This window comes from Microbacterium sp. cx-55 (genome assembly GCF_021117345.1).
GTDB lineage: Bacteria > Actinomycetota > Actinomycetes > Actinomycetales > Microbacteriaceae > Microbacterium.
Genome location: NZ_CP088261.1, coordinates 1101274 through 1125295, shown reverse-complemented (window position 1 = coordinate 1125295; position 24022 = coordinate 1101274). Strand labels below are relative to the sequence as shown.

At 69.7% G+C, this 24022-nt stretch carries 25 protein-coding genes; 11 read left to right on the top strand and 14 right to left on the bottom strand.

The window, feature by feature from the left end:
- Window positions 1-159: 159 nt before the first annotated feature.
- The gene (locus LQ938_RS05175; RefSeq protein ID WP_223723427.1) at window positions 160-699 is read left to right on the top strand and encodes an NUDIX domain-containing protein; all 540 of its coding nucleotides are present in this window, start codon (window positions 160-162) and stop codon (window positions 697-699) included.
- 32 nt (window positions 700-731) lie between these two features.
- Entirely contained in the window at window positions 732-1256 is a 525-nt protein-coding gene (locus tag LQ938_RS05170) for a DUF6578 domain-containing protein (RefSeq protein WP_223723426.1), read from the top strand.
- 21 nt (window positions 1257-1277) lie between these two features.
- On the opposite strand, the gene thyX is transcribed toward LQ938_RS05170, so the two are convergent.
- Window positions 1278-1970, bottom strand: coding sequence for an FAD-dependent thymidylate synthase (thyX, locus tag LQ938_RS05165; protein ID WP_223723493.1), 693 nt, complete (start codon window positions 1968-1970; stop codon window positions 1278-1280).
- A 170-nt stretch (window positions 1971-2140) separates the two neighbouring features.
- On the opposite strand from thyX, the gene LQ938_RS05160 reads away from it, so the two are divergent.
- The 4 genes from LQ938_RS05160 to LQ938_RS05145 all read left to right on the top strand — a co-directional run bounded on the left by LQ938_RS05160 (window position 2141) and on the right by LQ938_RS05145 (window position 4565).
- The gene (locus LQ938_RS05160; RefSeq protein ID WP_223723425.1) at window positions 2141-2578 is read left to right on the top strand and encodes a TlpA family protein disulfide reductase; all 438 of its coding nucleotides are present in this window, start codon (window positions 2141-2143) and stop codon (window positions 2576-2578) included.
- The gene (locus tag LQ938_RS05155; protein ID WP_223723424.1) at window positions 2571-3143 is read left to right on the top strand and encodes a DUF4395 domain-containing protein; all 573 of its coding nucleotides are present in this window, start codon (window positions 2571-2573) and stop codon (window positions 3141-3143) included. The genes LQ938_RS05160 and LQ938_RS05155 overlap by 8 nt, the downstream gene beginning before the upstream one ends.
- 95 nt (window positions 3144-3238) lie before the next feature.
- The gene (locus tag LQ938_RS05150; protein WP_223723423.1) at window positions 3239-3664 is read left to right on the top strand and encodes an OsmC family peroxiredoxin; all 426 of its coding nucleotides are present in this window, start codon (window positions 3239-3241) and stop codon (window positions 3662-3664) included.
- A complete protein-coding gene (locus LQ938_RS05145) occupies window positions 3657-4565 on the top strand; it encodes a TIGR01777 family oxidoreductase (RefSeq protein ID WP_223723422.1) in 909 nt (302 codons plus the stop codon). Before LQ938_RS05150 ends, LQ938_RS05145 begins: the two co-directional genes overlap by 8 nt.
- A gap of 36 nt (window positions 4566-4601) precedes the next feature.
- Here the strand turns inward: LQ938_RS05145 and LQ938_RS05140 are convergent, their stop codons facing one another.
- Window positions 4602-5048 (bottom strand): tetratricopeptide repeat protein, encoded by a 447-nt coding sequence (locus LQ938_RS05140; RefSeq protein WP_223723421.1) that lies wholly within the window; start codon window positions 5046-5048, stop codon window positions 4602-4604.
- Window positions 5045-5857 (bottom strand): 4-hydroxy-tetrahydrodipicolinate reductase, encoded by an 813-nt coding sequence (dapB, locus tag LQ938_RS05135; protein ID WP_223723420.1) that lies wholly within the window; start codon window positions 5855-5857, stop codon window positions 5045-5047. The genes LQ938_RS05140 and dapB overlap by 4 nt, the downstream gene beginning before the upstream one ends.
- 37 nt (window positions 5858-5894) lie before the next feature.
- Here dapB and LQ938_RS05130 point away from each other — a divergent pair, with 37 nt between their 5' ends.
- Window positions 5895-6365, top strand: a complete 471-nt coding sequence (locus tag LQ938_RS05130) for a GNAT family N-acetyltransferase (protein ID WP_223723419.1) — start codon at window positions 5895-5897, stop codon at window positions 6363-6365.
- 247 nt (window positions 6366-6612) lie between these two features.
- On the opposite strand, the gene LQ938_RS05125 is transcribed toward LQ938_RS05130, so the two are convergent.
- The 3 genes from LQ938_RS05125 to LQ938_RS05115 form a co-directional block, all read right to left on the bottom strand.
- Window positions 6613-7215, bottom strand: coding sequence for a histidine phosphatase family protein (locus tag LQ938_RS05125; RefSeq protein WP_223723418.1), 603 nt, complete (start codon window positions 7213-7215; stop codon window positions 6613-6615).
- A 56-nt stretch (window positions 7216-7271) separates the two neighbouring features.
- Window positions 7272-8300 (bottom strand): aldo/keto reductase, encoded by a 1029-nt coding sequence (locus tag LQ938_RS05120; protein WP_223723417.1) that lies wholly within the window; start codon window positions 8298-8300, stop codon window positions 7272-7274.
- A gap of 209 nt (window positions 8301-8509) precedes the next feature.
- Entirely contained in the window at window positions 8510-10789 is a 2280-nt protein-coding gene (locus LQ938_RS05115) for a polyribonucleotide nucleotidyltransferase (protein ID WP_223723416.1), read from the bottom strand.
- A 327-nt stretch (window positions 10790-11116) separates the two neighbouring features.
- Between LQ938_RS05115 and LQ938_RS05110 the strand changes: the two genes are divergently transcribed.
- Window positions 11117-11335, top strand: a complete 219-nt coding sequence (locus LQ938_RS05110) for a hypothetical protein (protein WP_223723415.1) — start codon at window positions 11117-11119, stop codon at window positions 11333-11335.
- A gap of 7 nt (window positions 11336-11342) precedes the next feature.
- On the opposite strand, the gene LQ938_RS05105 is transcribed toward LQ938_RS05110, so the two are convergent.
- Window positions 11343-13307: a GDSL-type esterase/lipase family protein gene (locus LQ938_RS05105; protein WP_223723414.1), complete on the bottom strand. Its 1965-nt coding sequence runs from the start codon at window positions 13305-13307 to the stop codon at window positions 11343-11345.
- A gap of 323 nt (window positions 13308-13630) precedes the next feature.
- Between LQ938_RS05105 and LQ938_RS05100 the strand changes: the two genes are divergently transcribed.
- Entirely contained in the window at window positions 13631-14230 is a 600-nt protein-coding gene (locus LQ938_RS05100) for a DedA family protein (RefSeq protein ID WP_223723413.1), read from the top strand.
- 81 nt (window positions 14231-14311) lie between these two features.
- Here the strand turns inward: LQ938_RS05100 and LQ938_RS05095 are convergent, their stop codons facing one another.
- The 3 genes from LQ938_RS05095 to LQ938_RS05085 form a co-directional block, all read right to left on the bottom strand.
- Window positions 14312-15499 carry a sensor histidine kinase gene (locus tag LQ938_RS05095; protein WP_223723412.1) on the bottom strand — a complete coding sequence of 396 codons (1188 nt, stop codon included), beginning with the start codon at window positions 15497-15499 and terminating at the stop codon, window positions 14312-14314.
- A gap of 99 nt (window positions 15500-15598) precedes the next feature.
- The gene (locus tag LQ938_RS05090; RefSeq protein WP_223723411.1) at window positions 15599-16243 is read right to left on the bottom strand and encodes an FMN reductase; all 645 of its coding nucleotides are present in this window, start codon (window positions 16241-16243) and stop codon (window positions 15599-15601) included.
- On the bottom strand, window positions 16243-17445 hold the full coding sequence (locus tag LQ938_RS05085) for an LLM class flavin-dependent oxidoreductase (protein ID WP_223723492.1): 1203 nt from the start codon (window positions 17443-17445) through the stop codon (window positions 16243-16245). Before LQ938_RS05085 ends, LQ938_RS05090 begins: the two co-directional genes overlap by 1 nt.
- A 131-nt stretch (window positions 17446-17576) precedes the next feature.
- Here LQ938_RS05085 and LQ938_RS05080 point away from each other — a divergent pair, with 131 nt between their 5' ends.
- Complete coding sequence (locus LQ938_RS05080) at window positions 17577-18734, top strand: acyltransferase family protein (RefSeq protein WP_223723410.1); 1158 nt, start codon at window positions 17577-17579, stop codon at window positions 18732-18734.
- A gap of 37 nt (window positions 18735-18771) precedes the next feature.
- Here the strand turns inward: LQ938_RS05080 and efeB are convergent, their stop codons facing one another.
- Genes efeB through efeU form a run of 3 tightly spaced genes read right to left on the bottom strand, consistent with a single transcriptional unit; the run spans window position 18772 to window position 22243 of the window.
- A complete protein-coding gene (gene efeB / locus LQ938_RS05075; protein ID WP_223723409.1) occupies window positions 18772-20091 on the bottom strand; it encodes an iron uptake transporter deferrochelatase/peroxidase subunit in 1320 nt (439 codons plus the stop codon).
- The gene (gene efeO, locus LQ938_RS05070) at window positions 20088-21317 is read right to left on the bottom strand and encodes an iron uptake system protein EfeO (RefSeq protein WP_223723408.1); all 1230 of its coding nucleotides are present in this window, start codon (window positions 21315-21317) and stop codon (window positions 20088-20090) included. Before efeO ends, efeB begins: the two co-directional genes overlap by 4 nt.
- Complete coding sequence (gene efeU, locus LQ938_RS05065) at window positions 21314-22243, bottom strand: iron uptake transporter permease EfeU (protein WP_223723407.1); 930 nt, start codon at window positions 22241-22243, stop codon at window positions 21314-21316. Before efeU ends, efeO begins: the two co-directional genes overlap by 4 nt.
- Window positions 22244-22431: 188 nt before the next feature.
- Here efeU and LQ938_RS05060 point away from each other — a divergent pair, with 188 nt between their 5' ends.
- Complete coding sequence (locus LQ938_RS05060; RefSeq protein WP_223723406.1) at window positions 22432-23436, top strand: isopenicillin N synthase family dioxygenase; 1005 nt, start codon at window positions 22432-22434, stop codon at window positions 23434-23436.
- A gap of 218 nt (window positions 23437-23654) precedes the next feature.
- On the opposite strand, the gene rpsO is transcribed toward LQ938_RS05060, so the two are convergent.
- The gene (rpsO, locus tag LQ938_RS05055; RefSeq protein WP_223723405.1) at window positions 23655-23924 is read right to left on the bottom strand and encodes a 30S ribosomal protein S15; all 270 of its coding nucleotides are present in this window, start codon (window positions 23922-23924) and stop codon (window positions 23655-23657) included.
- Window positions 23925-24022: the final 98 nt, after the last annotated feature.

Sequence of the window (24022 nt, the reverse complement as noted above, 5' to 3'; positions counted from 1 at the left end):
CCGTCGAAATCGCCTCGAGCGGTCGTGAGTCGTCGGACCGGTGGGGCTGATGTGCCCGCGAGTGACAGGTGTGCCGAGTCAGCGGCGCTGGATCCGACGACTGCGGACCCGAACCCGCGGGCGCCCGACCCGCGCCCGCCCGCGCCCTAGGGTGAGGGCATGGCCTGGCAGACCCGCGCAACCCGCACCGTCTACGAGAACCGCTGGATCCACGTGCGCGAGGACGACGTCGTCGGGCCCCACGGAGAGGGCATCTACGGGGCCGTGCGGATGCAGCATCCGGCGGTGTTCGTCGTGGCGATCGACGACGACGAGCGGGTCTGTCTCATCGGTCTCGACCGGTACACGACGGGCCCGTCCCTCGAAGTGCCCGCCGGTGGGACGGACGGCGAGGAGCCGCTCGCGGCGGCCCAGCGCGAGTTCCGCGAAGAGACCGGCTTCGCGGCCGACTCGTGGGAACACCTCGGCACGATGAACGCCCTCAACGGGATCGCCGAGGCGCCCGAGCACGTCTTCCTCGCACGGGGAATCCGCCCGGCCGCGGATGCCGCTGCATCCCAGAACGAAGAGGGCATCGACGAGGTGCGGTGGGTGCCGTTCGGCGAGGCGCTGAAGATGATCTCCCGCGGCGAGATCACCGACGGCGAGACGATCGCCGCAGTCGCGTACGCCGCCATCCGCCTTGGACGCCTGGCCTGACGACGACTCAGCCGGCTCGGTATTCTCTCCGCATGACGCGCCTTTGGCTGACGAACTGGGAGTGGAGCTGCTGCGGCGATGCGTTCGCCGTCGGTGACGAGGTCGATTTCGGCATCTTCCACCGCGGCCCCGACGAGTGGCTCCGCCACACGCTCGGCGTCGAGATCGCGGGCAGCGTGGATGCGGTCGAGTCCCACCACGAAGAGCTCTTCCCGGATCGTGTGCGGGGCCGCGTCACGGCGATCCACGCGGTCACCCAGGAGTACGTCGAACGCCAGGAACTTCGTCGCCCCGGGCACGGTGCGCCGCCGGACAGTGACGCGCCGCTGGACGGCGAGGAGTGGACGGCGCAGAGCTTCGACCTCGGCGCCGGCGTGTTCGCGGGCATGCGACCGAGCCGCTTCATCACCGTGTCCGAACCCGTGCCGGGGAAGGCCCGGCTCCGCGCTCGCCCCGCCGTGCCGTCGCCGGGTTCGGCTGACTGGGACCCGGACGACGGCGGCGATCCGGGCCGAGTGTCGTCGCCCGGATGGCTCGTGGACGTCGACGAGCGCTGACGGCGCCCGCCGTCAGCGGGGTTACGGGGAGACGCGACCGTTGGCGTTGAACGCGGCGTGCGTGAGCGGCATCAGCTCGCGCCACACCGTCTCCATCTTCTCGGCGCACATCTCGATCTCGCGCTGCGGGAAGGACGGGAAATGCGTTCCCTCGACCTTGGTGCGCAGCGACAGGAAGTTCATCAGCGACCGGGCATTGACCGTCACGTACATCGACGAGTAGATGTTCAGCGGCAGGACGATGCGCGCCACCTCGCGGGCGACACCCGCATCCAGCATGCGCTGGTACGCCGCGAAGGCCTGCACGGATGCGGCGCGGGTCTCTTCGGCGACGAGCGCGGTCTGCTCGGCCGTGCCGGGCAGGAACTCGTAGGCGCCGGGCTTACCGACCTGCACCAGGTTGCGCTCGGGGGCGGGCGTGTAGAAGACCGGGCGGAGCTCGCGGTAGCGGCCGGACTCTTCGTTGTACGACGCCATACGGTGCCGCATGAACTCGCGGAACACGAAGATCGGCGCCTGCACGTAGAAGGTCATCGAGTTGTGTTCGAACGGCGAGCCGTGACGGTCGCGCATCAGGTAGTTGATGAGACCGCGGTCGCGTCCGGTGGCTTCGGTGCCGGCGTCACCGAGCGTCTGCTCGCCCTGCGTCGACACCCGGGCGGCGAACAGCACATCGGAGTCGGAGGCGCTGGAACGCACGAGCTCGACCGTCATGTCACTGCGGAACTGGACCTCTGAGGGGGCTGCGGCATCCGTCACGTGCCCAGCGTAACCGCGTCCGCCGACACTTCCGCATCCGTCCCCTGCGTCGGAATATGACGGGCGCGAGACATCTTCGGTGGATTCGGGCGCACCCATAGGCAGCGCGACTAACGTGGGGTGCTGTGGACCTTCTCCTTGCCGTCGCCGTCTTGACCGCCCTGCTGGCGGTCACCGTCGGCCTCGGCCTGCTCCTGCGATGGGTGCAGACCCGGCCCCGTCACGTCGATCCGAGCGAAAGCATCGATCCGCAGCGGCTCGGCGCCGACGCCCTCGGAGACCGTGCGACGCTCCTGCAGTTCAGCACCGAGTTCTGCGGTCGCTGCCCCGGAGTGCACCGGACCCTCGCGGATGTCGCCGCTCAGCGCGACGGGGTGCTGCACCTCGACGTCGACCTCACGCACCGGCCCGACATCGCCAAGCACTTCCAGGTGCTGCAGACCCCGACCACCCTGATCCTCGACCGCAAGGGCGTCGTCCGCACGCGCTTCGGTGGGACCCCCGGCCGCGACGTGGTCGAACTCGAACTCGCCCGCATCACCGAGGAGACCGCGCGTGTCTGATCAGTCCCGCCCGCCCCGCATCGACGTGCGCGGCCCGCGATTCGTCGCCGGAATCACCGCCGTCCTTCTTCTCGTGGACGTGTTCCTCGGGCTCGTCGGAGCGTCGGCCGAGCCTCGATCCTTCGGCTGGTTCGCCTACCAGCCGCTGTCGAACGACCTCGCCGCACCGGGAGGGATGCTGGGCGCGGTGCTCGCCGCCCGCGCCTCCGACCCCGCCTTCATCCTGCTCGCCGTGATCGCCGCGCTGTTCGTGTGGGGCGTCGTCTCACCGCGGACGGCGCCGTGGGGCGTGCTGTACCGGAAGGTCGTGCAGCCGCGGCTCCGACCGGCCACCGAGTTCGAAGACCCTCGCCCGCCGCGCTTCGCGCAGGGCGTCGGCCTGTTCGTCACGGTGATCGGCCTCGTGCTGCACCTGTCGGGCGTGCCGTGGGCTCTGCCGATCGCCGCCGCCGCGGCCTTCATGGCCGCGTTCCTGAACGCCGTCTTCGGGCTGTGCCTCGGATGCCAGCTGTATCTCGTGCTGCAGCGTGCGGGCCTCATCGGCCGCACCTCCGCCGCAGCATGAACGGGCCGACACGGTAAACCCCTGTCCTCCGATCGGCGCACGGCGTTAGCCTGTCCGATGGGTCGAACGGCGGCCACCATCGAAGGGAGCGCGCCATGAGCGTGACGAGCGAAGCGACCACGCAGTGGACCGGAACACTGGCACAGGGTTCCGGTGAGATCGCCCTGGAGTCGTCCAATCAGGGCCCGTTCGCGGTCAACTGGAAGGCCCGCAGCGAGGGTTCCACATCCGTCACGACGCCGGAGGAACTCCTCGGCGCCGCGCACTCCTCCTGCTTCAGCATGGCGCTCGCCCACGCCCTCGCGGAGAACGGGACCCCGCCGGAACAGATTCAGACGACCGCATCCGTCACGTTCATCCCCGGCACCGGAATCACCGGCAGCCACCTGAACGTGCAGGCCACCGTGCCCGGAATCTCCGCGGACGACTTCGCGCGCATCGCCGCCGAGGCCAAAACCGGTTGCCCGGTTTCCGCAGCCCTCGCGGGAATCGAGATCACGCTCGAGGCGACCCTTGCCTGAGCCTCGCCGTGTCGTCGTCGCCGGCGCATCGGGTTTGATCGGCCGCGCGCTCGTCGACTCGCTCCGCCGGGACGGCGTTGCGGTGACGACCCTCGTGCGTCGCGCACCCCGAACGCCGGGCGAAGTGGAGTGGTTGACGGATGCTGCGCCGCTCGACCCGTCGGTCCTCGCCGGCGCGCATGCCGTTGTCGCCCTGAACGGCGCGAGCGTCGGGCGGTTCCCGTGGACGCCCGCCTACAAGAGCGAACTGCTCTGGTCGCGCCTCACCCCGACGCGGACGATCGCCACCGCCCTGCGCGCGCTCGGGAGCGACGCGCCCGCGTTCGTCTCCGGAAGCGCCGTCGGGTTCTACGGCTCCGCACCGGGCGAGGTGATGACCGAGGACTCGCCCGCCGGCGACACGTTCCTCGCACGGCTGTGCGTGGAGTGGGAGGATGCGGCGCGCGCCGCCGGCTCGCACTCCCGGGTGTCGCTGCTTCGCACGGCTCCCGTGGTCGACCGCGATGGGGTGCTCAAGCCCCTCATGCTGCTGACGAAGCTCGGCGTCGCGGGACCGATCGGGCGAGGTACCCAGGTGTGGCCGTGGATCTCGCTCGAAGACGAAGTGGGCGCCATCCGCCACGTCATCGACTCCGATATCGACGGTCCGGTCAACCTCACCGGGCCGACCCGGGCGACGTCCAACGATCTGGGGTTCGCGCTCGCGCGCCGGATGAATCGCCCGTACCTGGTGCGGGTGCCCGCGTTCGCCGCGGCTCTCGTGCTGGGTCGGGACGCGACCGAGGCGCTGCTGACCAACGATCAGGACCTGCGCCCGACCGTGCTGGAGAAGACGGGCTACCGCTTCGCGCAACCCACGGTGGAGGATGCGGTTGCCGCCGCAATCCCTCCCCACGCCTGAACGCAGCGCGGATCAGGCGCCGTCGCGCGACGCGGATCAGGCGCCGTCGCGCCCCTCGAGGCGGATCGCCGTGCGCACGGCGCCCCTCGCGCGGCGCCGATCGCCGGACCCGTCGTAAGCGAGACCCAGGCGGTACCAGGCACGCCAGTCCTCGGGTGCCGCCTCGACCGCCTCGCGGTAGCTCGGGAACACCGCATCCGCGTCTTCCCGCATCACGCGTCCGCTCGGGCGCACCGCGAGTTGCTCTTCGGGCAGGGCTCCCTCCGCCTCGAGCCGGCGACCGACGGCCGCTGCGCGCGCTCCGAACCAGATTTCGCGGCCGATGGCCCAGGCAGCGATGATCGGCAGAATGATGAGCGCCACGCCCATCGCGATGCCGACGGGTTCGCCGCTCGCCACCAGCAGCCACGCGCGCTGAGCGACGAGCACGATGTAGAGCGCGAGCACCACGGTCATGACCGCGACGCCGATGCGTGCGCTCATGCGGTCGTCTCGCGGGCCGCCTGACCGGAGACCTCGCCCTCGGCGACGCCGGCCGCATCCGGAATTCCGGGAAGGCGGATGCCGATGTCGAGGAACGCGTCGAGTCCGACGAACACGCCCTCCGCGTCGCGCGCGGCGGCGAGGGCGAGCCGGATTCCGGGGGCGTAGGCGAGTGCCGGATCGATCGTGTCGTGCACGATCGTGACCGATTCGCCCGGACCGGAGAAGATGACCTCCTGGCGAGCGACCACGCCCGGGCGGCGCAGCGAATGCACCGGAACGCTCGCGACCTGCTGGCCGCGCGCGCGCTGGTCGACGTGCGTAGCGGCGACCGGGCCGACGGCCTCGCGGGCCGCGGCGATGAGCTCCGCCGTCCGCACCGCTGTGCCGCTAGGCGAGTCGATCTTCGTCTCGCGGTGCGCCTCGATGATCTCGATCGACGCGAAGAACGGCGCGGCGGCAGCAGACAGCGCGGTACCGATCACCGAGCCCAGCGAGAAGTTCGGCACGAATACCGCACCGGTGCCCGCGGCGGCGACGAGGGGTCGCACGAGCGAGATGCGCTCAGCAGACCATCCACTCGTGCCGATGAGCAAGTTGATGCCGCGCTCCGTGGCCGCCCGGACGACGTCGAGCGAGACAGCCGGCGTCGACGCGTCGATCACCAGGTCGACACCCTCGATCGCCGAGATGTCATCGCGCGACGAGAGCACGCGAACGACCTCGAAGCCCTCCTCGGCGTCGGTCACGGCGCGGATGATCGCACCCAGCTTGCCGGTCCCGCCCACGATGGCCACGCGCGTCGTCATGAGTTCCACCCTAGGCGCACGCCGCTAGGCTCGGAGCATGCTGACCGTGCGAGCCGTCGCGGCCGACTCCCCCGCCGCCCGGGGCCTGCTCGACGAGTACTTCGCCATGCGGGCCGCCGGCTTCCCCGGGGGCGCCTACCGCACGACGTATCCCGATCCCGCCGCATTCGTCCCGCCGGCCGGGGTGTTCGTCATCGCGGAGGACGACGCGGGCGCGGCACGCGGATGCGGGGGCATCCGCCGCATCCCGGACGGCCCGAGCGGGCTCCGCTACGAGGTGAAGCACCTGTTCATGCAGCCGTCTGCGCGCGGCCTCGGCGGCGGGCGGATCCTGCTCACCGCGCTCGAGGCCAAGGCCCGCGAGTTCGGTGCCGCAGACCTCGTGCTCGACACCCACCACTCCCTCGATGCCGCGGCCGGGCTCTACGCGAGCAGCGGCTTCGCGGCGATCCTGCCCTACAACGACAACGCGAACGCGACGCGCTGGTACGGCAAGCCGCTCACCTGAGCCGTCACGGTACCCCCGACCGCAGATGGGTCGGCCGGGTCGGAGACAGCATCCGGAACCGGCCGTAGCGAGGAGATCTGCCGAAGCGAGGACCGGATGCGGGGCTGGCGCCCTCGCTTCGGCAGATCTCCTCGCTAGGGACGCCAACGCGGGCCGCGCCGCGAACTGCACACCGCGGACGCCTTCCGGCCGCCGCGACCCCGCACGGCCAGCTGCACCCCGCGCCCCACCGAGCGCGACGGCGGCATCAGACGGGAGGAACCTCGGGGAGGCCGGTGCGCAGCTCGAACGGCAGATGCGCCAGGTCGTTGTGCGAGACGAGCACCCACGGACGTCCCTTGCGCTGGGCGATGACGCTCAGACCGCAGTTCGCTTGGTTCAGCGTCATCCATCGCCAGTCCGGAGCATCGAGCACCTCACGCACGAACCATCCGATCACGGTGTTGTGCGTGATCAGCAGTTCGTGCACGTCGCCGGTCTTCCGTACGAGGAACTCGCCCAGAGCATCCGCCATCTGGGCTCGCCCGGCATCGATCTCCTCTTCGGTGATGCTCCCGAAGAACGACTCGAACACGGCGGGCGTCTCCGGCGTCATTCCGGTCGGCACGCAGTCGAACAAGAGCGCCGAGGGTTGCGGCGAGATCGCGGGCAGCCGTTCGGCGACGGTTCGGGCCGTCTCGGCGGCACGAACGAGCGGCGAATGCCACACCGCGTCGAACGGGACTCCCGACAGCCGATCGGCGATCAATTCGGCCTGGCGCCGCCCCCGCGGCGAGAGCTGCCCATCGACGAGCCCGTGCTCCGCATCCTGATGCTCACCATGACGGACGAGATAGATGTAGTGGGTCACGCACTCACTCCATTGGGCTCCGGCACCCGAACGAGCGCCCTTTCGAGACTACCCGTCTACTCCGACGCGCGAGCGATCTCGGCGAGCTGGGCGCGCGTGAGGCGCACCCCGACGCCCTGCACGAGTTCTTCGACGTGTGCCGCGGCGAACGCATTCACGATCGGCGCGGCGACGACCCGCTGCGCGAGGAGCCACGCGACGGCGACCGCCGCGTCGGGCACGCCGAGCTCGGCGCCCACCGTGTCGAGCGCGCGCAGAACGCGGCCGCCGCGCTTGGTGAAGCTGCCGGCGATCTGCGCCGCGCGTACGGACTTCAGTGTCTTCTCGCGCGAGCGATGCACGCCGGCGAGGAACCCGTGCTCGAGCGGATGCGACGGGGTCAGCACGATGCCCTGCGCACCCGTGACCAGGCGCAGGTCCTGGTCGAAGTCGCTCGTTCGCATCAAGTTGTAGGGCACATCCAGCACCGTGATCCGGGGCACGCCCGCCGACGACAGGATGCGTGCTTCGACGAGTTGCTCGGCACGGAGGCCGAACGCCCCGAGCGCACGGATCTTGCCCGAGTCCATCAGCCACTCCGCCGTCGCGAGCGTGTCTTCGAGTGAACCCGTGCCGGCGCTGCCGTCGAGGTAGAGGACGTCGATGCGGTCCGTGCGGAGCCGCGTCAGCGACGCTTCGACCGCGCGAACGAGATTCACGGGACCGAGCCCCGGGTGATCGGGGTGCTTGCCCACCCGCGTCGCGAGCACGATGTCGTCTCGGACGGCACGGGAATGCATCCACTGACCGATGATGTGCTCGCTGCGTCCGCCCGAGAAACTGTCCGCCGTGTGCACCGCGTTGCCGCCGAGTTCGATGTACGTGTCGAGGATGGCGTTGCTGTTGGCGATGTCGACGTTCCAGCCGAACTCCGCGCCACCGAGCATCACCGGGAACACCCGGAAGCCGCTATCGCCGAGGTCGACGCGGATACCGCTTCCGACCCCGGGACCCTGCACCGGGATGGGCGCGGACGGATGCGTCGGAGACGTGTGAGGCACGCCGGGCGGCGCTGCCGCTTCCGACCCGATTCCGAAGATTCTCACACGCACCCCCTCCGCTCGGGTCGCGGACGCTGGCGGTGCATCTCGCGCCCCTGACGCGTACTCCGAGGGTAGGACAGTCCGTGGTAGCGCGGATTCACCACGGCGGACGTGGCGTGAACTTTCCATAACGCTTTGATCACGCGGCATCCGCCCCCACGCGACGACGCCCGCCCCTGCGATGCAGAGACGGGCGTCGAACGGGATGCGGATCAGCCTTCGGCGGGAGCCTCGGGGCCCTCGCTGGCAGCAGCGCGACCCTCCTGGTCGGCGGCCTCTTCGACCACCGGCTCCAGGGACAGCTTGCCGCGGTCGTCGATCTTGGTGATCTTGACCAGCAGCTTCTGACCGACCGAGAGCACGTCGTCGACGTTCTCCACGCGCTTGCCACCGGCGAGCTTGCGGACCTCGCTGACGTGCAGCAGTCCGTCCTTGCCGGGCAGCAGCGAGATGAAGGCGCCGAAGGTGGCGATCTTCACGACGGTGCCGAGGAACTGCTCGCCGACCTCGGGGTTGGTCGGGTTGGCGATCGCGTTGACCTGCGCGCGAGCCGCTTCCGCCGACGGACCGTCGGTCGCACCGATGTAGACGGTGCCGTCCTCTTCGATCGAGATCTGAGCGCCGGTCTCGTCCTGGATCGAGTTGATCGTCTTGCCCTTCGGGCCGATCAGCTCGCCGATCTTGTCGACGGGGATCTGAACGCTGATCACGCGAGGCGCGGTGGGCGCCATCTCGTCAGGAGCGTCGATCGCGGCGTTCAGCACGTTCAGGATGGTGAGGCGCGCGTCCTTGGCCTGGGTCAGCGCCGCCGCGAGCACCGACGACGGGATGCCGTCGAGCTTCGTGTCGAGCTGGATGGCCGTGACGAACTCGCTCGTTCCGGCGACCTTGAAGTCCATGTCACCGAGCGCGTCCTCGGCGCCCAGGATGTCGGTCAGCGCGGCGTAGCGCGTCTGACCATCGACCTGGTCGGAGACGAGACCCATCGCGATACCCGCGACCGGGGCGCGCAACGGCACACCGGCGTTGAGGAGCGAAAGGGTCGACGCGCAGACGGAACCCATCGAGGTCGAGCCGTTGGAGCTGAGCGCCTCGGACACCTGACGGATCGCGTACGGGAACTCCTCGCGGCTCGGCAGCACTGGCACGAGCGCGCGCTCGGCGAGGAAGCCGTGCCCGATCTCGCGACGCTTGGGGCTGCCCACGCGGCCGGTCTCACCGGTCGAGTACGGCGGGAAGTTGTAGTGGTGCATGTAGCGCTTGCTCGTGGTGGGGCTCAGCGAGTCGATCTGCTGCTCCATCTTGAGCATGTTCAGCGTGGTGACGCCCAGGATCTGGGTCTCACCGCGCTGGAAGATCGCGGAACCGTGCACGCGCGGGATGACCTGCACCTCGGCGTCGAGCGCCCGGATGTCGGCCAGGCCGCGACCGTCGATGCGCACGCCCTCGGCGAGGATGCGGCCGCGGACGATCGTCTTGGTGACCGACTTGTACGCGCCCGAGAACTCGAGCGTCGCGGAGGCGGGCAGCTGGCCCGACTCGACGGCGGCGAGCAGCTCGGCCTTGACGGCGTCCTTGACGGCGTCATCGGCACTCTGACGCTCCTGCTTGTCGGCGATCTGGTAGATCGGGACGAGCTGGTCGTAGGCGCGACCGGCGACGAAGTCGTAGGTCTCCTGGGTGTACGCGGGGAAGACCGGGTACGCCTGGATCTCCTTCGCGGCGGTGCTCGCGACGACGTTCTGCGCGGCAACGAGTTCCTTGATGAAGGGCTTCGACGCCTCGAGGCCCTGCGCAACGATCTCTTCGCTCGGCTTCACGGCCCCAGCCTTGATGAGGTCCCAGCTGTGCTCGGTGGCCTCGGCCTCGACCATCATGATCGCCACTTCGCCGTCTTCGAGCACGCGGCCGGCGACAATGAGATCGAACACGGCCTCCTTGAGCTGCTCAGCCTTCGGGAACGCGATCCACTGGTCGGCGTGCTCGCCGTGACCCGGGATGAGTGCCAGGCGGACACCGGCGATCGGGCCGGAGAACGGCAGACCCGAGATCTGGGTGGACAGTGACGCCGCGTTGATCGCGAGCGCGTCGTAGAACTCGCCCGGCGCGATCGAGAGGATCGTGACGACGATCTGGACCTCGTTGCGCAGGCCTTCGACGAACGACGGACGCAGCGGACGGTCGATCAGACGGCAGACCAGGATGGCCTCGGTCGAGGGACGACCCTCGCGACGGAAGAACGAGCCGGGGATCTTGCCGGCGGCGTAGGAGCGCTCTTCCACGTCGACGGTCAGCGGGAAGAAGTCGAAGCCTTCACGCGGGTGCTTGCCGGCGCTGGTGGCCGAGAGGAGCATCGTCTCCTCGTCGAGGTAGGCGGCAACGGCGCCCTGCGCCTGCTGAGCCAGTCGTCCGGTTTCGAACCGGACCGTGCGGGTGCCGAATCGGCCGTTATCGAGAACGGCTTCGGCGGCAGTGATTTCTGGACCTTCCAAGAGGTCCCTCCTTCTTTGTTTAGGCTCGCCGCCCCGTGTGGGCGACGAGCGACATGCGAAGGAGCAGGAACAGACAGTTATGGGCGCGCGGGTGTGATCCACATCTCGCCTGCGCTGGCCACCAGTAGAGAATCACCCGGCGCATCGACGGGGAACCCACCACAGGGGACCAGCATTCCTGCCGGTCTGCTCCATGAGCTCGTATGTAGTTGAACAATCGCCGGAGGCGACCGCATCAACCCTATCAGCGGGCACCACCTTCTGGCGGAGCCGGCACCCGCGACCTATCGTGAGGGGAACCACCCACCCCGCAGGAGGAGCACCGCCATGAGCGATCCGCACGATTCCACGCCGGCCGGCCGCGAGCGTGACAGCGACACCGCCGGGACCGAACCCGTCGACGCCGGCGAGGCCGCCCTCACGGACGAGGGGTCGCTCGACGGTGCCGACGAGACGTCGCTCGAGCCCCGCGAGGAGCAGGAACTGCGCGCTCAGCTCGCGCGGGAGATGCGCTTCGACGGATTCGAACAGGGCATCCAGGGCTGACACCCGGTCATCGCGCCTGCCGCGACCGACGGTCCGCATCCGGACGCGGAAGCTCGACGTACGCGTCGTGCTTGGGTGACAGCCCATCCCCCGCGGTTCGCCCGCGCAGGCGTCGCCACACCCAGGGCAGGGCATCACGGCGCAACCATCCCGCTCCGGAGGGCTCATCCTCGTGGAATGAGGCGTCGAGGTCGCCGAGAGCCTCGGCGTCTCGAACGCCGAGCACATCGGCCGCCCGGTACGACAGGAACCGGTGCCCTCGCGACCGCAGGTGCACCTTGTCGTCGGCCCACATCTCCAGTTCGCCGATCTGCGGCAGCGCCTCCAAATCGAGGAGCAGGCAGTCGTGCGCACGAGCGATCCGTCGCACTTCGGAGTTGAAGATCGCGAAGCGGCGGGCGAACAACCGCGCCGCGCGCCGCCGCGGCAGGAACGGCGTGACGAGCAGCACGTCGCACCCGGCCGCCCGCAGGCGCGCGACCCCGCGCTCGAGCTCGGCCCCGAGGATCAGGGGGTCGGCGGCGTGCCCGATCAGGTCGTTCGCACCCATGAACACCGACACGAGATCGGGTCGGAGGGTGAGGGCACGCGGGATCTGGTCGTTCGTCAGGTCGCGCACGCGCCGGGATCGCACCGCCAGGTTCGCGTAGCGGAACGGCTCCCGCGATCCGGGTTCCTGCGCCAACAGGTGCGCGAGGCGATCCGCCCACCCGCGGTACGCCCCGGCCGGCGTCCGCGACGTGTCGCAGAGCCCCTCCGTGAGCGAGTCGCCGAGCGCGACGTATCGCGACCAGCGGGTCGGCGTCACCGCGGGCCGAAGCGCTGCCGGACGGATGGCGGCGCGCGACCAGAGCGCATCGTCGATGGGGCGCAGCATCCGCGCCTCCTCGTAGTGACCGACGAGTTGACTCGACAGCGCCGCCCAGGTGCGATCGGCGACCGCCGCACGCGACGCCGCGGCGAACGCGAGGCGCTTCGCCTCGTCGCCGAGCAGATCGGTGACCCTACCGCGCAGATCGCCGAGATCACCCGGCCGGTACAGCCAGCCGTCGATGCTCGAGCGCACGAGATCCTTCGGCCCGCCGATGCCGGTCGCCACGACCGGCACCCCACTCGCGTGGGCCTCCTGGATCGTCTGACCGAAGGTTTCACTCTCGCCCGGGTGCACGAAGACATCGAACGCGGCGAGCGCGTCGGCGAGCGCATCGCCGGAGAGGTGTCCGAGGAAGATCGCGTGCGGCATCCGCCGCTCGAGCGCCGCGCGGGACGGTCCGTCGCCGACGATCACGAGCCGCGCGCCGGGAAGGCGTTCCAGCACCGCCAGGTCCTCGACCTGCTTCTCCGGGGCGAGCCGTCCGACATAGCCGATGATGCGCTCCCCCGGGGCGACGCGCGCGCGCCACGCCTCGTCTCTTCTGCCCGGGTGGAAGCGCTCGCCGTCGACACCGCGTGCCCAGGAGCGCAGCCGGTCGACGCCGAGATCCTCGAGCTGGCGAAGGGAGGACGTGGAGGGCGCGAGCGTCATAGTGGCCCGGCGGTGCAGCCGGGCGACGTGAGAGGACGCGAATGCTGTCGCGTGAGGCACACCATAGCGCTGCGTGTACGCGACGACGTCGGTCTGGTAGACCGCGACGGATGCGGTGCGCAGCGCGTCCGCCGCCAGCACGCCCTGCCACCCCAGGACGAACGGAGAGGCGAGGTGGATCACATCGGGACGGAATTCGCGGAGGATTCCGGCGATCCGCGCCACACGGGCGAACACCACGCGGACCTGCGGGTACGACGGCAGCGGCAGGGACGTCAGCAACTCGGTGCGCGCCCCCGAGACCGCATCGATCGTCTCGGCCGTGCGCGGCGCGATCACCAGGGCCTCATGGCCTTCTGCCGCGAGGTGCCGGAGCACGTGCAGCACGGAGTTGGTGACCCCGTTCATATGCGGAAGGTAGGACTCGGCGATCAGCGCGACTCTCACGCCTCCAGAGTGAGGCCGCGGTCGCGCGGTGGGGCGCCGACAGCGGGCGTATCACCGAGAGTTCACCGGATGCACCCGGTCACGTCACCGCCCGTGCTCCGGCCGGTTCCCGGCGGACTCGGGTGCCCCCGAACGAGCGGCTGGGGCCCGAATACGCGCGATGGCATCGCTGTCGTCGGATCGGGCGCGCGGCGGGCGCCACATCCGTCACAGCAGTACGCATCCGCACCAGCGATCCGACGACTGCGGAGTCCCTCGCCCTCGAGCCGCGCCGGACGGGCCCCGTTCCTCCGTCGTTCATCCCCGGATGACATCCTCGCCATGTGCTCGACGAACTCGCCGCCCAGCTCGCGGCCGGGCCGTGGGCGCTCCCGCTCCTCGCCGTCCTCGTGCTCGGCGACGCGTTCCTCGTGATCATCCCCGGTGAAGCCGCCGTCACCGCCGCCGGCGCACTGGCCGCGGCAACCGGATCACCCCCGCTCGTCGCGGTCATCGCGGTCGCCGCGGGCGCCGCGTTCACCGGCGACCTGCTCTGCTACGCCATCGGACGACGCGTCGGACTGGAGCGTTGGCGGTGGATGCGGCACCCGCGCGCGCGATCCGCGTTCGAATGGGCGGGAGCGCGCCTCGCGCGGCGCACCGCCTCCGCGCTCTTCGTCGCCCGATTCATCCCGTTCGCACGGCTGGCCCTCAATCTGACGGCCGGCGCGACGCGGGTGCCCGCGGCCCGGTACCTTCCCGTCGCCGCGCTCGCGGCCACGGGTTGGGCCCTGTATCAAGCGATCGTCGGAGCGGTCGTCGCGTCGATCGTGCCGGGCGGTCCGATCGTCGCGGTCATCGTGTCGGTGGTCGTCGCGCTCGCTCTCGGACTGGGGATCGACGTCCTGCTCGCTCGCCGGCAACGCCGCGCGGCGGCACGCTGAACCGGGAGCGCCGCACCACGCTCAACGGGTATCGCCGCGCGGCGGCACGCTGAACCGACAGCGCCGCACCGCGCCCGGACGTCAGTCGCGAGTGTCGGGCAGCACGACCCAGACGCGCGCGCCGCCGAGGGGCGAGTCGTCGATGCCGATGTGCCCGCCGTGCGCCTCGACGATGCGCTGGCATGTCGACAGGCCGATCCCGAGTCCTTCGACCTCGTCCGCGGTGCCGCGCTCCATCAGATCGAACACGCGCTCGCGTTCCTCGATCGCGATGCCCGGACCGTTGTCGTCGACCGTGATGCGCCAGCCGCCGCGTGCGAGCCGCATCGCACCGATCTCGATATACGGGCTCACGCCGCTCGCGGCACTGAATTTCACCGCGTTGGCAACCAGGTTCTGCACCAATGCACGAAGAAGTGTCGGGTCTCCCACGACCTCCACCCGTGCGTCGACCGAGATCCGCGCCGCCGTCTGAACGAGCGGTGTCTGCAGGTCCTCGACCACGGCCCGCACGATCCCCTCGACGTCGACCGCGCTCCGCTTCGGGCTCGCCCCGCCCAGGCGGGCGTAGTCGAGCAGGTCCGCGACCATCGACGTCATCCGGTTGGCCGCCGACTCCGCACGGGCCAGCGCGCGCGCCGCCTGCGGCGCGTTCGCCATGTCGGGGCTGTCGGTGGCGAGCTCGAGGAACCCGGACAGCGCCGTGAGGGGGTTTCGCAGGTCGTGACTGACCTGACCCGCAAACCGCGCGAGCTGCTCGTTCGATTCGGCGAGTTCGCGGGTGATGCGGCGCAGCTCCAGGACATCGACGACCTGACCGGCAAGGAGCTTCAGACCTTCGCTCCGCGCGGGGGTGAGGTCGCCCGCATCCTCGTCGAACACGCAGAGCGTGCCGATCGGGATGCCGGAGGGCGTGATCAGCGGGCTCGACGCGTAGAACCGCACATGCGCGACCTCGCCCGTCACGAACGGGTTGGACTTGAATCGGTCGTCTTCGCGGGCATCGGTCACGACGACATGACCCGGTTCGCGGAACACGACCGCGCACATCGAGTCTTCGCGCGTACAGGTGGCCGGCTCGAAACCGACGGACGCGATCTGATGCTGGAACCGATCGTCGATGATGTTGATCACCGCGGTCGAAACGTTGCACATCGTCGCCGCCAACTGCACGAGCCCCTGCAGATCGGCGCTCGGCGGTTCACCCAGAACGCGGTAGTCGGCGATGACCTCGCGGCGGGTGACATCCTCGGCGGTGATCGTGCTCATGCTGCTGTGCCGTTCATCCCACTCAGCGTAACGGCGGCGCAGACGGTCGGCGCGGAAAACAACCGGCACCGGACGCAATGCCGGTGCCGGTTCATCTCGCTACTCCCCCGCCAGCCCACCGAGCAGGTGCCCGAACGAGGTGCCACCGCCGAGGTAGTTCGCCGGGTCGAACGGGTCGGAGCTCGTCGCGGCGTCGCGGCGGGCGACCGCCTCGGCCAGTTCACGGGCGGCCTTCTCGACGCGTTCGCCGAGCGGCGCGACCTGGTCGCCGGACCCACCCCAGTCGGCGGATGCCGCGAACACACCCGTCGACATGACGTCGGCGTGCAGGTACGCGAACAGCGGGCGGATGGCGTAGTCGATCGCGAGCGAATGTCGCGGGGTTCCCGCGTTCGCACCGATGAGCACCGGGGTGCCGCGGAGCGCATCGGGGTCGAGCACGTCGATGAACGACTTGAACAGTCCCGAGTAACTCGTCGAGAAGATCGGGGTCACGACGATGACCGCATCCGCCGACACGACCGAGTTGATCATCGACTCGAGCGCGGGCGGGGCGAACCCGGTCAGCAGGTTGTTCGTGATGTCGTGCGCGTAGTCCCGCAGCTCGAAGACGTCGGCCTGCACCTCGATGTCGCGACCGGCCAGTTCACGCACGGTGGCAGCCAGCATCCGGTCGGCGAGCATGCGTGTCGAGGACGGATTCGACAGGCCCGCGGAGACGACCGCGATCCGCCGCGCGCCCATCAGAGGCTCCGAACGGCCGCGGCACCGAATGCCGAGCCGGCGGGCTCCGGGGCGTCCTGGTAGGGCGAACCCGTGGTGAGGTTGTCGCCGCGGTTCGGCCGCGGGGTCGCCTGACGTGACGGTCCGTCACCGTAGGCCGCGGTGACCAGGTTCGCGTGCGTCGGCGCGTCGGGCACGGAGGCCGGGCGGTTCTTCGCCAGCTCGCGGCGCAGCACCGGCACGACCTCGCCGCCGAGGATGTCGAGCTGCTCCAGGACGGTCTTCAACGGCAGGCCCGCGTGATCCATCAGGAACAGCTGGCGCTGGTAGTCGCCGTAGATGTCGCGCATTCCCGCGTACCGGTCGATGACCTGCTGCGGCGAGCCGACGGTGAGCGGAGTCATCTCGGCGAAGTCCTCCATCGACGGCCCGTGACCGTAGACGGGGGCGTTGTCGAAGTACGGACGGAACGCGTTCACCGCGTCCTGCGACTTCGCCGCCATGAACACCTGACCGCCGAGGCCGACGATCGCCTGCTCGGGCGCGCCGTGTCCGTAGTGCGCGTAGCGCTGGCGGTAGAGGTTGATGAGGCGCTGGTAGTGCTCCGCGGGCCAGAAGATGTTGTTCGCGAAGAAGCCGTCACCGTAGTACGCGGCCTGCTCGGCGATCTCGGGCGTGCGGATGGAGCCGTGCCAGACGAAGGGGGCCACGCCGTCGAGCGGACGAGGAGTGGAGGTGAAGCCCTGGAGCGGAGTGCGGAACTTGCCTTCCCAGTCCACGACGTCCTCACGCCACAGCTTGTGCAGCAGCGCGTAGTTCTCGAGCGCGAGCGGGAGCCCCTGACGGATGTCCTTCCCGAACCAAGGGTAGACCGGGCCGGTGTTGCCGCGACCCAGCATGAGGTCGGTGCGACCGCCCGACACGTGCTGCAGCATCGCGAAGTCCTCGGCGACCTTCACCGGGTCGTTCGTCGTGATGAGCGTGGTCGCGGTCGAGAGCACCAGGCGCTCGGTCTGCGCGGCGATGTAGGCGAGGGTCGTGGTCGGCGACGACGACCAGAACGGCGGGTTGTGGTGCTCGCCGAGCGCGAAGACATCGAGGCCGACGTCTTCGGCGTGCTTGGCGATGGTCAGGGTCGCGCGGATCCGCTCGGCTTCGCTGGGCGTACGGCCGGTCGTCGGGTCCTGGGTGATGTCGCTCACCGTGAAGATGCCGAACTGCATTCCCGACCAGGTGGTGGTCTCGGTCACGATCTCTTTCCGATCTCGAATGCGCGGGGCATTCGTTCTATGCAGGTGAATATACATGGCATAACACCTGTCGGGCCAGAGTATTCCCGTAGTGTCGGAGCCCGATGAGCGATTCCACGAGCCCCGCCCCCTCGAAGCCCCGCCGCCGGGTTCCCTTCTGGGACAACGCACGGTTCGCATGCGTTGCTCTCGTCGTCTTCGGCCACGCTGCGCAGCGCCTCATCTACGACTCGGATGCCGCCCTGTCGGTGTATCTCGTCGTCTACGCGTTCCACATCCCCGCGTTCGCGCTGATCTCCGGGTACTTCTCGAAGTCCGGAGCGCTCGGCCGTCGGCAGATGGCACGCGTGATCACCGACATCCTGCTGCCCTACGTCATCTTCGAAACGCTCTGGACCGTCACCAAGTGGCTCGTCGAGGGCGAGGCGAGCATCAATCCGACCCGGCCGTCCTGGACCCTGTGGTTCCTGCTCGCCCTGGGGATCTTCCGCCTCGTGTTGCCCTACCTCGCACTCCTGCGCTGGCCGCTGCTCTGGGCGGCGATCGTCTCCGTCGGCGTCGGCTACCTGCCGAACGTCGACTCGACGCTCTCGCTCTCCCGAACACTCGGCCTGCTCTTCTTCTTCACCCTCGGATGGTGGCTCCGCGAACACGACATCGTCGCCCGGTGGCGGCTGCTCGGCCGGCGTCCCTGGTGGCTGTTCACCGCCGCCGCCGGCGTTCTCGTCACCGCAGCCCTGATCGCCTGGATCTTCATCGACCAGTGGCGGGCAGTGGATCTGCGTACCTGGCTGTTCTACGAGGACGCGTACGCGGACCTCGGCGGAGTGCAGTGGTGGGCGGGCGGCATCCGCATCGCTCTCATGCTCATCGCGCTCGTCATGAGCGCGGCCTTCTTCGTGCTCGTGCCGCGTTCGAACACCTGGTGGACCCATTTCGGCCAGTACACGATGTACGTCTATCTGCTGCACTCGTTCGTGCTGTACCCGTTCCGCGAATCGGGGGTGCTGCGCAACCTCGAGCCCGCCGTGTTCTGGATTCCGGCGATCGCGATCGCGTCCGTCCTGATCGCTCTGGGGCTCGCGACCGCACCCGTCCGCCGCGTCTTCCGGCCACTCGTCGAGCCGCGCTGGCCGTGGCTGTTCGCCGACCCCGCGCTGGCCGGCGCCGAGGGTCACCGCAGCGATCCGACGGGCTCGCGTCGCCCGGGAGTGCCCGCGGGCCGCGCCGGGACGCATCCGGATCCGCGCCAGAACGGCTGACCCGCGCTGACGCGATCCAGGCCAGGACAGGCCAGGCTCAGGCGAAGAGGCCGGCGCCGACGAACGACCCTTCGCGGGCTCCGGGCGGCACGGCCCAGATACCCGAACCGACGTGACGCAGGTACTCGCCCAGCAGGTCGGTCGAGAGCGCCTTCTGCACGGTGATGAACTGCTCCGGTGACCGCTGGTACGACAGGAAGAACAGGCCCGCCTCGAGAGCGCCGCGCGCGTCGTTGCCGTCGACGAAGTTGTATCCGCGGCGAAGGATGCGGACGCCGCCGTTCTGATCGGGATGCGCGAGGCGCACGTGCGAGCGGACGTCGATCTTCGGCGCGGATCCGTCGCCCGTCGCGGCGAAGTCCGGGGCGGCGAACTCGTCGCCCCCGGACAGCGGCGCACCCGCACTCTTGTCGCGGCCGATCGTGCGTTCCTGCTCGACGAGCCGTAGCCGGTCCCACGTCTCGATGGTCTGGCGGATGCGGCGAGCGACGAGGTAGCTGCCGCCCGCGAGCCAGGCCTGACCGTCGCCCTCGCCGACCCAGACATGTTCCGCGAGAGCATCCGTCTCGGTCTGCAGGATGTTCGCGGTGCCGTCCTTGAACCCGAAGAGATTCCGCGGCGTCGACTGCGCCGCACTCGTCTTGGAGGTGCGCCCGAAGCCGAGCTGCGACCAGCGCAGCACCGCTCGCCCGAACGCGATCCGGCTCAGGTTCCGCACCGCATGCACGGCGACCTGCGGGTCGTCGGCGCAGGCCTGGATGCAGAGGTCGCCGTTCGAGGCGAGCGGGTCGAGGTCGTCGCCGAGGAACTTCGGCAGCGTCGTGAGGGGCGCGGGGCGGCGACGCCCGATTCCGAATCGGTCGACGCCGTTCGCCTCGAACAGCGACGGGCCGAAACCGAACGTGATCGTGAGCGCGGCGGCGGGAAGGCCGAGCGCCTCCCCCGTGTCGTCCGGCGGCGCCTGGGGCGATCCACCGACGGCGCCGGACGCGCTCACATCGAGCCCCTGCGTCATCCGTGCGGCGGCGTACGACCAGTCCTCGAGGAGCGAGCGGAGGTCGGCCGCGGTCGCTCCCTCGACCATGTCGAAGGCTGCGAAGTGCATGTGGTCCTGCACCGGCGTCGTGATCCCGCCCTGGTGGTCCCCGTAGAAGGGATGCACCTCGGCGCTGGAGTCCGCGTTGCGGGTGACCGCGGTCGCCGCGACTGCGCCCGCCGTTCCGCCGACGGCGATCCCGGCCGCGCCCGCCCCGATGAGCCCGAGCAGACCGCGGCGGCTGAGGCCGCGCCCGGCGCGTTCGGTGCCCGCATCCTGTTCCGGCGACTCCCCCTCGCTGATCGACTGCCCGTCGCTCATGACAGGACGGTCGAGGTGAGCCGGGAGAGCGGCTCGGCGAGCGCGTTGATCAGGTCGGTGAAGGTGCGGCGATCAGCATCCGTCAGCGTCGAGTAGTTGACGAACCCGGCGTCGAGGCTGCCGAACGTCGCGAGTTCCGTCTCGAGGTTCGCGTAGCCCGTGTCGATCTTCTCGGCGAGGGCTGCTCCGTCGTCGCCGGTCGCCACGGCGAGGTCGCGAACGAGCGAGTACGCCATCTTGGAGCCTTCGACGTTGGCGGCGAAGTCCCAGAGGTCGGTGCCGCTCCACCAGTCCTCTTCCCCCGAGATCTTGCCGGTCGCCACTTCATCCAGAAGCGCGATCGCGCCGTTCGAGATGCCCGCGATGCCCTGGTCGTCGAGGGCGGCCTGGAAGTCGTCGCTGTGCACGTAGTCGTTCAGCGTTCCCACGTCTGCCGTCAGCGCATCGGCGTAGCCGGCGCGCTCGTCCGTGGTGGACGGCGCCCAGTCCTGCCACGCGGGGGTCTCGCCATCCGCATTCAGGGCGTCCTGCGCCGGAACCCACAGGTCCTTCTCGATGCGGTGGAACCCGGTCCAGTCCAGACCCTCCGCGACCGCGTCGACCTCGCGGTAGTCGATCTTCGGGTCGAGGTCGCCGAGCGACTCGGCCACCGGCTCGATGCGCTCGTAGTACGCGCGCACCTGCGGGAAGAGGGTGCGGGCCGTCTCGTCGTCGCCTGCCGTGTAGGCCGCCGTGAACTCGGCGACCGCGGGCACCAGCTGCTCGACCTGGTCCTTCACGAACGCCGCGTACAGCGTGACCGCCTGCTGCTTCTGCTCCGCATCGTCGCCGACGGCGGTGACCGCGTCGCCCGTCACGGTGAAGCTCGCGCGTCCGACGCCCTCGCCGACCATTCCCGGCTTGCAGAGGGTGTAGTAGTCGCCGGGCTGCGCCACGACGGTCAGCGTGCGGTTGGCGCCGGGCGCGATGTTCTCGACCTCGCCGACGATGCGCAGGCCGTCTTCGGCCAGCAGGTAGAACTCGCTCACCTGCGTGCTCGAGTTGGTCACGTCGAAGGCGAGCGTGCCGCTGGTGGCCGTTCCCGCCGACACCGCGCAGCCATCGTCGGTCGATTCGACCGAGAGAGCGTCGGATGCGGCGACGTCGGCCTTGGCGACGCAGCCCGTCAGGGCGAGCGCGGCGATGCCGAGGGCGGCAGCGGCGGTGAGTGCGCGGTGCGAGATCATGCGATTCCTTGCGATGCGGGAGCGACGACGTCACTCGTTCGTGGTGCGGGACGGCGACGGTGCCGGGCGCCGCGCAGGAAGAACGTTCCCACGACGACGACGTAGAGGACCCATGCGACGACCTGCAGCCACGACATGACGGGCATGAAGCCCACGGTGGCCTGCAGGATGGCGGCGAGGGCGCTGCCGGGGGCGACGACGGAGCTGACGTCGAAGGCCCAGCCGAACGGGAAGGCGGCGAGCCCGGTGAGCACTGCGCCGGTGTCGGCGGAGATCGGGGCCGCGGTCGTGAAGGGACCGGGCAGGACGCCGGCCTCCTGCAGATCGTGCACGGCGTACGCGAGGACACCCGCGGCGACGACGATCAGGAGAGCCCCGGTCCAAGTGAAGAAGATGCGCAGGTCGAAGCGCAGCATCCCGCGGGCGATCAGCCAGCCCAGCACGACGGCGATGACGAGTCCGAGCAGGGCGCCGAGCAGCGCGAGCGGGGCGTCTCCGAAGGACTGCACCATCGACCACAGCAGAAGCGTCGTCTCGATGCCCTCGCGCGCGACCGAGACGAATCCGATCACCACGATCCCCCACAGGGATCCGACCGCGAGTGCCCGGTCGACCTCGCCCTCGAGCGATTTCTTCAACCCACGGCCAGCCCGCTGCATCCAGAAGATCATCCAGGTGACCAGGCCCACCGCGAGAAGCGACATCGTGCCGCCGATGATCTCCTGCGCCTCGAAGGTCAGGCTGTACGCGCCGAACGTGAGGACGCCGCCGATCGCGAGCGACAGCACGACGGCGAGCAGCACGCCCGCCCAGAGCCGCGGGAGAACGTCGCGTCGTCCCGACTGCGAGAGATACGCGACCAGGATGCCGACGACGATCGCCGCTTCGAGTCCTTCGCGGAGCCCGATCAGCAGACTGGGAAGCACGAGCGTCTCCTTCGGGAACCGGCGGTTAGGTAACCCTAACAACGGAGGACGATATCCCACCGCGGCGGCGCGAGCAATTCGACACGCGATGACGGGCGTCACTGCTCCGGCATCGCGTGTCGCACCCCGCGGCGGTAACGGTCGGCAACATTGGCCATCGCTCGCCCGTGGCGACGTACCGTCGGGGTGTGAGCACGCTGAATCTTCCTGTCCTCGATCTCTCCCGCCTCGACGACGGCCCCGAGGCCGCCGCCCAGTTCCGCGACGATCTCCGCGCCGCGACGCACGACGTGGGGTTCTTCTACCTCGTGGGTACGGGCGTCACCTCATCGCTGGAAGGGCGCCTGTTGCAGGCCGCGCGGGACTTCTTCGCCCTGCCCGAGGAGGACAAGCTCGCGATCGAGAACGTCAACAGCCCGCATTTCCGCGGGTACACGCGAGTGGGCGGCGAGCGCACCCAGGGTCGCGTGGACTGGCGGGAGCAGATCGACATCGGGCCGGAGCGTCCGGCCGTCACCGATCCCGACGCGCCCGATTTCGCGCGCCTCATCGGGCCGAACCTCTGGCCGAGCGCGCAGCCGGAGCTGCGCGAGATCGTGACCGAGTGGCACGACCGACTCACCGAGATCGCCCGCACCCTGCTGCGCGAGTGGGCGCTCGCCCTGGGAGCCGAGCGCGACTACTTCGATCGACACTTCGGCGACCCGTCCACGCTGATCAAGATCGTGCGGTATCCCGGAAAGGACGAGCCCGCGCAGGGCGTCGGCGCGCACAAGGATTCGGGCGTGCTGACGCTGCTCTGGGTCGAACCCGGCAAGGGCGGTCTGCAGGTCGAACGCGACGGCGCCTGGGTCGATGCTCCGCCCGTCGAGGGCGCGTTCGTGGTGAACATCGGCGAACTGCTGGAATACGCCACGCAGGGCTACCTCATCGCCACCAATCACCGCGTGATCTCGCCCCGGTTCCCCGACGAGCGCATCTCGGTGCCGTTCTTCTTTAACCCGGCGCTGGATGCACGGCTGCCCCTCATCGAGCTTCCCGCGGAGCTCGCCGCATCCGCTCGCGGTGTCACGCAGGACCCCACGAACCCGATCCACGCGCTCTACGGCGAGAACGCCCTGAAGTCGCGGCTGCGCGCGCACCCCGACGTCGCCGCACTCCACCACGCCGACCTCCTGGCCGCCCGCCCCTGACCTGGACCGCGCGCCCCGCCTGGACCGCGAGACTGGATCTGGACCGCGAGACTGGATCTGGACCGCGAGACGGGATCTGGACGCCGAGACAGTGGAGTTACCCCACGGTCTCGGCGCGAAGATCCCGTCTCGCGGTATCAACGAGGCGGGAACGACGAAGGCCGCCCCACACCGTGGGGCGGCCTTCGGAAGAAAGCGATATACGCGGGATCGCGTGCTCAGCGGCGAAGTCCCAGACGCTCGATCAGCGAGCGGTAACGCGCGATGTCGATGTCCTGGAGGTAGCCCAGCAGACGGCGACGCTGACCCACCATGAGGAACAGACCACGACGCGAGTGGTGGTCGTGCTTGTGCTCCTTCAGGTGCTCGGTCAGGTCCTTGATGCGCTGCGTCAGCATCGCAACCTGCACCTCGGGGGATCCGGTGTCACCGGGGTGCGTTGCGTACTCTTCGATGATCGCCTTCTTGGCGTCCTGTTCAAGTGCCATAGATTCGATCCCCTCTCTGCTTGTTGCGCGGCGCCCAACGCATGATGCGTGGGCTCTCTTTATCCGCGGCCGATCCAACGGCAACTGCACGAGTCTAC